The 271-nt window shown below is 49.4% G+C and carries 1 protein-coding gene; it reads right to left on the bottom strand.

The genetic code is table 11. The features are described from left to right. On the bottom strand, positions 1–271 hold a 271-nt coding region (locus ACLJNW_RS25270), incomplete at both ends, for a hypothetical protein (protein ID WP_410961371.1).

The raw sequence follows: 271 nt of genomic DNA, 5'->3' as shown, positions 1-271 counted from the left end.
GTGTATGGTATAAAACATGAACCACCACCGGGATTTCAACCTGGTTTTGGGCATTGACGCGAAGGGCATCCCCGCTGGCAATTTTCCGCTGGGTAAATTCTTCAATTTGCCTTAATCGTTCCCTGAGCGAAGGATCGGCGGCCATTTGCGCTTCCAGCACCTCCTGTGAAGCACAGGTCCGTTTACGATCGGACTGGAAACCAGCTTCAGGAGAGTCGGGTAAAGAAGCATTTTTCTGGCAGGAAATAAACAAAAGGAAGCTCAGTACAGA

It is taken from the genome of Salmonella sp. SAL4457 (assembly GCF_046548235.1).
Classification (GTDB): domain Bacteria; phylum Pseudomonadota; class Gammaproteobacteria; order Enterobacterales; family Enterobacteriaceae; genus Salmonella; species Salmonella enterica.
Note: the sequence above shows the minus strand (reverse complement) of the source record. Positions and strands in the feature narration are given on the sequence as shown.